The sequence below is a fragment of the Pseudonocardia sp. SID8383 genome (genome assembly GCF_009864975.1).
Taxonomy (GTDB): Bacteria; Actinomycetota; Actinomycetes; order Mycobacteriales; family Pseudonocardiaceae; genus Pseudonocardia; species Pseudonocardia alni.
Genome location: NZ_WWFY01001146.1, coordinates 1 through 8,152, shown reverse-complemented (window position 1 = coordinate 8,152; position 8,152 = coordinate 1). Strand labels below are relative to the sequence as shown.

Annotated in this window: 6 protein-coding genes, 1 tRNA gene and 1 pseudogene; 7 read left to right on the top strand and 1 reads right to left on the bottom strand. The window is 72.6% G+C overall.

Annotated elements, in window-relative coordinates; genetic code table 11:
* Positions 1-309: pseudogene (locus GTW08_RS27905) on the top strand (uridine kinase); the annotation flags it as partial.
* 139 nt (positions 310-448) lie between these two features.
* Here the strand turns inward: GTW08_RS27905 and GTW08_RS27900 are convergent.
* A tRNA-Leu gene (locus GTW08_RS27900) sits at positions 449-534 on the bottom strand.
* Between the two features lie 263 nt (positions 535-797).
* Between GTW08_RS27900 and GTW08_RS27895 the strand changes: the two genes are divergently transcribed.
* The 6 genes from GTW08_RS27895 to GTW08_RS27870 form a co-directional block, all read left to right on the top strand.
* Entirely contained in the window at positions 798-2,129 is a 1,332-nt protein-coding gene (locus GTW08_RS27895) for a DUF3662 and FHA domain-containing protein (RefSeq protein ID WP_161152737.1), read from the top strand.
* A 112-nt stretch (positions 2,130-2,241) separates the two neighbouring features.
* Positions 2,242-2,715: an FHA domain-containing protein FhaB/FipA gene (locus GTW08_RS27890; RefSeq protein ID WP_073573739.1), complete on the top strand. Its 474-nt coding sequence runs from the start codon at positions 2,242-2,244 to the stop codon at positions 2,713-2,715.
* A gap of 134 nt (positions 2,716-2,849) precedes the next feature.
* On the top strand, positions 2,850-4,190 hold the full coding sequence (locus tag GTW08_RS27885; RefSeq protein ID WP_161152736.1) for a protein phosphatase 2C domain-containing protein: 1,341 nt from the start codon (positions 2,850-2,852) through the stop codon (positions 4,188-4,190).
* The gene (locus GTW08_RS27880; protein WP_161152735.1) at positions 4,190-5,677 is read left to right on the top strand and encodes an FtsW/RodA/SpoVE family cell cycle protein; all 1,488 of its coding nucleotides are present in this window, start codon (positions 4,190-4,192) and stop codon (positions 5,675-5,677) included. Before GTW08_RS27885 ends, GTW08_RS27880 begins: the two co-directional genes overlap by 1 nt.
* Entirely contained in the window at positions 5,674-7,143 is a 1,470-nt protein-coding gene (locus GTW08_RS27875; protein WP_073573737.1) for a peptidoglycan D,D-transpeptidase FtsI family protein, read from the top strand. The genes GTW08_RS27880 and GTW08_RS27875 overlap by 4 nt, the downstream gene beginning before the upstream one ends.
* A 40-nt stretch (positions 7,144-7,183) precedes the next feature.
* Positions 7,184-8,152 (top strand): serine/threonine-protein kinase (locus GTW08_RS27870; RefSeq protein ID WP_346009982.1); only part of this gene is annotated, 969 nt, incomplete at its 3' end.

Sequence of the window (8,152 nt, the reverse complement as noted above, 5' to 3'; positions counted from 1 at the left end):
AGCGGCCTGGTGCTGCCCCGGCTGCGCGACACGGCGCGCGACCGTGCCTACCGCGACGAGCCGGTGCCGCTCGGGCCGGACGGGGTGGTGCTGCTCGCCGGCGGGCGGCTGCTGGGCCGGGGCCTGGCCGCCGAGCTGACCGTGCACCTGCGCATCGGCGGGGCCGCGCTGCGCCGTCTGCTGCCCCCCGACGATGCCTGGACGGCCGCCGCGTACGGCCGCTACGAGAGCGAGGGCGACCCCGGTTCGTTCGCCGATGTGCTCGTGATGGCCGACCATCCCGACCGCCCGGCGCTGCGGGACGCCTGATCGGCGCACGGGGTCCGGGCACGGAGCGTGGCCGGAACCCGTAGAAACGACAAGCGAGACCGGATCGGGCTACACCCGGAACCGATCTCGCGATGGCGGTGGTGACCGCCGGAGGGGGAGAATCCCCGATGAGAGGAGATGGTGGGCGAGGAGGGAGTTGAACCCTCACGTCCTTTCGGACACACGGACCTGAACCGTGCGCGTCTGCCATTCCGCCACTCGCCCGAGCGACACGAGAAAGTTAGCACCCTGCTCGGCAGCCGTTCGCAGGGGGGTCCCCTGCCCGTCGATCACCAGCTGGAGGGGGTCGTGGCGGGTGGGGCACCGGGATGCGCCGCGGCTCCGGGCCGGGTAGATCGGAGGGGAGCACGTCGGTGGCACTGCGGGGCCGGTCGCCCGCTCGTGCCGGGCCCCGCCGTGCCCGGCGGATAACACAGATACGATCGGTCGCACATCACCGACACGCCGATGCGGATGGAGGAGATCTTTTGGGCCGCGTGGACCGCTTCGAGCGCCGACTTCAGGGGTTCGTGGGCGATGCCTTCGCGCGGGTCTTCGGGGGCAGTGTCGTCCCACAGGAAGTCGCACAGGCACTGCTGAGGGAAGCCGAGGACAACGTCGAGCAGCTCGCCGGAGGTCGCCAGCTGGCGCCCAACCGGTACACCGTTCTGCTCAGCCCCAGCGATCTCGACCGCATGGCGGGCGACGAGGACGGGGTCGTCCGATCCCTCTCGTCGCACGTGGCGAAGGAACTCACCGACCAGGGCTGGGACACCTACGGTGAGGTCGTAGTCTTTCTGGAGCGCTCCGAGGCGCTGCACACGGGACAATTCCGCACCCGCTCCGCTGTCGACCCCGACGCTTCCCGTCGGGCCGCCAACCGAGCACGCACCGCAGGAGAAGCACCCATGAGCCAGCAACCGGGCCACCCCGAGGAGAACGGGCAGTACGGATACGACCGGGGCGCACCCGGCGGGTACGGCCAGCAGACCTACGCGCCTCAGGGGTACGACCAGGAGCAGCAGGGCGGCTACGGCCAGCAGCAGGGCGGGTACGACCAGTACGGGCAGCAGCAGGGCGGCTACGGCCAGCCCGGCTACGACCAGTACGGCCAGCCCCAGCAGGGCTATGGCCAGCAGCCCGGGTACGACCAGCAGCAGCCCGGCTACGACCAGTACGGCCAGCAGCAGGGCGGCTACGGCCAGCAGCAGGGCTACGGCCAGCCCCCGCAGGGCGGCTACGACCAGTACGGCCAGCAGGGTTACGGCCAGCCGCAGCAGGGTGGCTACCCCCAGCAGGGCTACGAGCAGGGCTACGACGGCTACGGCCAGCCGCAGCAGGGTGGCTACGGCCAGCCCCAGGGCTACGCCCAGCCCGGCTATCCGCAGCAGGGTGGCTACGAGCAGGGCTACGACGGCGGCTACGGCCAGCAGCAGGGCTACGCCCAGCCGGGCTACCAGCAGGGCGGCTACGACCAGGGCTACGACGGCCAGGGGTACGGCGGCCAGGGCGGCTGGGGCGCTCCGGCGCAGCTGACCGCGATGCTGATCCTGGACGACGGGTCGAACCGCAACTACCAGCTGGCCGAGGGCACCCACGTCATCGGCCGCGGTCAGGACTCCCAGTTCCGGCTCCCGGACACCGGCGTGTCCCGCCGGCACCTGGAGGTCACCTGGGACGGCCAGGTCGCGACCCTGAACGACCTGGGCTCGACCAACGGCACCACGGTGAACAACTCCCCGGTGCAGTCCTGCCAGCTGACCGACGGCGACGTGATCCGCGTGGGTCACTCCAGCCTGGTGTTCCGCACCCAGGGCTGAGCCACACCCGCGGAGCGGAGTCCGCGCAGCGACAGCGGTGCGTCCCCGCCCGCCCGGTGATCCACCGGGCGGGCGGAGCGTGCAGGAACACGAGAAGGGCGAGTAGGACGACGTGCCGGAACTGGTACTGCAACTGACCCGGGGCGGCTTCCTCGCCCTCCTGTGGCTGTTCGTCCTGCTCGCACTCCAGGTGGTCCGCTCCGACCTCTACGCCGCGTCCGGTCTCCGGGCGGCCGCACCCGGCCGCGCGGGCGGGGGCCGGGCCGCCAGGGTCCGCGGCGGCGGCCGCGGCAAGGTGGCCCGCCAGCTGCTCGTCACCCAGGGTCCGCTGGCCGGCAGCCGTATCACCCTCGACTCCCGGCCGATCCTGATCGGCCGCGCCGACGACTCGACCCTCAAGCTCGACGACGACTACGCCTCCACCCGGCACGCACGCATCTCGCAGCAGGGTGACGACTGGTACGTCGAGGATCTCGGGTCGACGAACGGCACCTATCTGGAACGTAATAAGGTCACCGGGCCCACCCGGGTCCCGCTGGGGACACCGGTCCGCATCGGCAAGACGGTGATCGAGCTGCGATCGTGACGGACACGGACCGACCATGAGGTACCGACCGTGAGCCCGGCGCGACCGACCGCTCCCCCGGTGCCGCGGCCGTCCGACCGGTCCCGCGGCGCGGGATCCGCCCGACGTGCCCCGACCGAAGCCGGAGCCGCCCCGTGACACTGGTGCTGCGTTACTCGGCCCGCAGTGACCGCGGACTGGTCCGGCAGAACAACCAGGACGCCGTCTACGCGGGCCCCCGCCTGCTCGCCCTCGCCGACGGCATGGGCGGTCACGCCGCGGGCGAGGTCGCCTCGTCCCTGGTGATCTCCGCACTGGCCCCGCTCGACGACGACGTGCCCGGTGACGACCTGCTCGCCGAACTCCGCGAGGCGACCCACGACGGCAACGAGGCGATCTCCCGCCACGTCGCCGAGGCCCCCGACCTCGAGGGCATGGGGACCACCCTGACCGCGATCCTGTTCGCGGGCTCGCGCCTGGGCATGGTCCACGTCGGCGACTCGCGCTGCTACCTGCTGCGCGACGGCGAGCTCACCCAGATCACGAAGGACGACACGTTCGTCCAGTCGCTGATCGACGAGGGCCGGATCACCGAGGAGGAGGCGCACACGCACCCGCAGCGGTCGCTGCTGCTGCGCGCCATCACCGGGCAGGACGTCGACCCGTCGCTGTCGATCCGCGAGGCCCGCGCCGGGGACCGCTTCCTGCTGTGCTCCGACGGCCTGTCCGGCCCGGTCAGCGACGAGACACTGCACGACACGCTGACCGACTACGCCGACCCCCGCGAGTGCGCCGACCGCCTGATCGAGCTGGCGCTTCGCGGCGGCGGGCCGGACAACATCACGTGCATCGTGGCCGACGTGGTGGACGTCGACTACGCCGACGACGCCCCGATCATCGGGGGCTCCGCGGGCCGCAACCCGCGCGCCGGCGACGGCGACTACCGCCACGACGAGCGGACCCCGCACTCCTCGGCGCAGCGCGCGGCGGCCACCACGCTGCCCCGCACCGAGCCGGTACGGCTGGAGCCCGCCGCCGCGGAGGAGCCGCGCCGCCGGCGCGGCCTGCGCCCGGTGCTCGCCCTGCTGGGCGTGCTCGTGGTGCTCGTGGCGGGAGTGTTCGTCGCCCGGGCGCTGGTGCTGCAGCAGTACTACGTGGCCGTCGACCAGAACCAGGTCGCGATCTACCAGGGTGTACGCGGCAACGTGCTCGGTGTCCCGTTGCAACGGGTGGCGGAGTCCACCGACATCGGCCTCGACGACCTGCCGCAGGCGGTCCGCAGCCAGGTCACCGACGGCATCGTCTCCGACGAGGGCGAGACCGGTGCCCGGGAGACCGTCGACCGGCTGCGGGAGCGCATGCTCCCGCTCTGCTCCACGCTGACCCCGCCGCAGCCGCCCGCGGTCGTCCAGGTGCCCGGCGCCCCGCCGGTGACGACGACCCCGCTGCCGACCGCGACCCCCGAGCCGGGCCGGAACTGCCGGCTCGACGGCTGATGGCCACGGGCAGCTCCGCTGCGGAGCCGACCACGCCCACCGGCCGCGGCATCGAGCTGTTGATGCTGGGCCTGGCCGCCGTACTCACGACCGGTGCGCTGGTGCTGGTGGAGGCGAACCAGGAGCAGTCGCTGACGACCGACCTGTTGTGGGTGGGTCTGGCGTATCTCGTGCTGTTCGCGGGTGCGCACGTGGCGGTGCGCTTCCTGGCGCCCTACGCCGACCCGCTGATCCTGCCGTCGGTCGCGCTGCTCAACGGCATCGGCCTGGTGATGATCCACCGGCTCGACCTGGCCAAGGCCGCCCGCGCGGAGGCCACCGGGAGCCCGGTGCCGAGCGGGCTGATCGGCGCCCAGGTCACCTGGACCGTCGCCGGCCTGGCGTTGTTCGCGCTGGTGCTGTTCTTCCTCCGGGATCACCGCACACTGGCCCGCTACGGCTACACCGCGGGCTTCGTCGGCCTGGTCTTCCTGGCGATCCCGGCGTTCCTGCCGTCGTCGATCTCCGAGGTCAACGGCGCCAAGCTCTGGATCCGCATCCCCGGTGGCCCCGGCATCCAGCCCGGCGAGTTCTCCAAGATCCTGCTGATCATCTTCTTCGCGGCCTACCTGGTCCAGAAGCGCAACCTGCTCTCCACCGCGGGCCGCCGCTTCCTGGGTATGGAACTGCCCCGCGCCCGTGACCTGGCTCCGCTGCTCGTCGCCTGGGGGCTGTCGGTCGGCGTGCTCGTGCTCCAGCGCGACCTCGGCAGCTCGTTGCTGATCTTCGGCCTGGTCCTGGTCCTGCTCTACACCGCGACCGAACGCGTGTCGTGGATGGTGATCGGGCTGCTGGCGTTCTCCGGCGGTGCCGTCGTCGCCTACAACCTGTTCGACCACGTCCAGACCCGCGTGCGGATCTGGCTGGACCCGTTCGCCGACTTCAGCGGCGGCGGCTACCAGCTCGCGCAGGCGCTGTTCGGGCTCGGCACCGGCGGCGTCGGCGGGACCGGACTGGGTGCCGGACGGCCGGACATCGTGCCCTTCGCCGAGTCCGACTTCATCTTCTCCTCGCTCGGCGAGGAGCTCGGGCTGATCGGGCTGGCCGCGATCCTGCTGGTGTACCTGGTGCTCATCACCCGTGGGCTGCGGTCGGCGCTGGCCGTGCGCGACTCCTACGGCAAGCTGCTCGCGACCGGGCTGTCGTTCTCGGTGGCGCTGCAGATCTTCGTCGTCATCGGCGGGGTGACGAAGCTGATCCCGCTGACCGGTCTGACGCTGCCGTTCCTGTCCTACGGCGGCTCGTCGCTGCTGGCGAACTACGTGCTGGTGGCGATCCTGCTGCGGATCTCGCACGTGGCCAGGGCACCGCTCCCCGTCCGGCCCGCCAAGCCGCGGGCGCCGATCGCCGAGGCCAGCACCGAGCTCGTCCAGCGTCCCGGGACGGGCCGCTCCGACACCCGTGACGACAACCACGCCGACACCGCCGCCCAGAGGAGCGAGACGTGAACCGCCCGGTCCGCCGCGTGGCACTCGCCGTGATGGTGATGATCGTGGTCCTGCTCGGCAACATCACCTACGTGCAGGTGGTCATGGCCGGCCAGTACCGGGACGACTCCCGCAACCAGCGCTCGCAGATCGACGAGTACTCGCGTCAGCGCGGCCAGATCGTCGCCGGCGGGCAGGTCCTCGCGCAGAGCGTCGAGAGCGACGGTCGGCTGCGGTTCGCCCGCCAGTACCCGCAGGGCGAGATGTTCGCGCCGGTCACCGGCTTCCTGTCGACCGTGTACGGCAAGACCGCACTCGAGCGGTCCACCGACGAGGTGCTCAACGGCACCGACGACCGGCTGTTCGTGCGCAGGCTGTCGGACCTCATCACCGGCCGGGACCCGGCGGGCGGCAACGTGGTGACCACCATCGACCCCGAGGTGCAGCGCGCCGCCTACGACGGGCTGGCCTCCCGCGGGTACACCGGCGCCGTCGTCGCGCTGGTGCCGCAGACCGGGGAGATCCTGGCGATGGCCTCGACGCCGTCGTTCGACCCGAACCCGCTGGCCTCGCCGGACCCGGCGCAGCAGCAGGAGGCGTGGAAGCGCTACGGCGCCGCCGACCCGGACCCGATGACCAACCGGGCGATCAACGAGATCGAGCCGCCCGGCTCGACGTTCAAGCTCGTCACCACCGCGGCCGCCCTGCAGAACGGCTACACCCCGGACAGCCAGCTCACGGCCGCCCGCAACATCCAGCTGGCCGACTCCACGACCACCCTGGAGAACTACAACGGCTCGGCCTGCGGCGGCGGGGCGACGGCGTCGCTGCGCGAGGCGCTGGCTCGCTCCTGCAACACCGCGTTCGCCCAGCTCGGCGGCGAGCTCGGGCCGGACAAGCTCCGGGCCCAGGCCGAGGCGTTCGGCATCGGCCGCACCGACCTGCAGATCCCGATGCCGGTCACGGCGTCGCAGGTCGGCCCGATGTCCGACACCCCCTCGACCCAGCAGTCCGCGATCGGCCAGCGCGACGTCCGGCTGACCCCGATGCAGCTGGCGATGATCGGCGCCTCGATCGCCAACGGCGGCCAGACGATGGCCCCGCACCTGGTCAAGGAGATCCAGAGCCAGACCCTGGACGTCGTCGACACCACCGACCCGGACCGGATGTCGCGGTCGATGCCGGCCGACGTGGCCCGCACGATGACCGACCTGATGGTCGGCTCGGAGGAGCGGACCTCGGGCGGCGGCAAGATCACCGGCGTCCAGATCGCGTCGAAGACCGGTACCGCCGAGCACGGCACCGACCCGAAGAACACCCCGCCGCACGCCTGGTACGTGGCGTTCGCACCGGCCGACGACCCCAAGGTCGCGGTGGCGGTGCTCGTCGAGAACGGCGGCGACCGGGCGCTGGAGGCGACCGGTGGCTCGGTCGCGGCCCCGATCGGGCGGGCCGTGATCGCCGAGGCGCTGCGGGACGCCCAGTGAGCCCGCGGGACCCGGCCCGGCGCAGGTCCCCGGCGGCCCCGTGAGCGCCCTGTCGGCCGGGCAGCTGATCTCCGAGCGCTACCAGCTGGACCGGCGGATCGCGGTCGGCGGGATGGGCGAGGTATGGGAGGCCTCGGACACCCGGCTCGGGCGCAGCGTCGCGGTGAAGGTCCTCAAGGCGGAGCTCTCCGACGACCCGGAGTTCCTGCACCGGTTCCGCATCGAGGCCCGCACCGTCGCCTCGCTCGACCACGCCGGGATCGCCGCCGTGCACGACTACGGCGAGGACGACAGCTCCACCGGCGGCGGGCGCACCGCTTACCTGGTGATGGAGCTCGTCCGGGGTGAGCCGCTGTCGTCGCGGATCGGGCGCGGGCCCATCCCCGCCGACGAGGCGCTCGACATCCTCGAGCAGGCGGGCCGGGCGCTGTTCGCCGCGCACGAGCGCGGGTTCGTCCACCGCGACGTCAAGCCCGGCAACATCCTGCTGCGTACCGACGGCGTCGTGAAGCTGACCGACTTCGGCATCGCCAAGGCCGCCGACGCCGTCCCGGTGACCCGGTCCGGGATGGTCATGGGCACCGCCCACTACATCGCTCCGGAGCAGGCCTCCGGCGAGGAGGCCGGGCCGTCGGGCGACGTCTACTCGCTCGGGATCGTCGGCTACGAGTGCCTGGCCGGGGTGCGGCCGTTCCGCGCCGAGAGCGCGGTCGCGGTCGCGATGATGCAGGTCCGCGACGACCCGCCGCCGCTGCCGGACGAGATCCCCGAGCGGGTGCGCGAGCTGGTCTCCTCGGTGCTGGTCAAGGACCCCGAGCAGCGCTACGCCGACGGCGCCGAGTTCGCCGACGCCGTCGCCGCGGTCCGGCGCGGGCACCGGCCACCGCCGCCCGGCATCCCCGCCCCCGGCGGGTACGCACCCGACTTCCGCGGCGACGACGGCACCGGCTCGCGACACGCCCTGCAGGGGACCGGGCAGGGGACCGGCGACGACGGCCCGTCGGCGGGC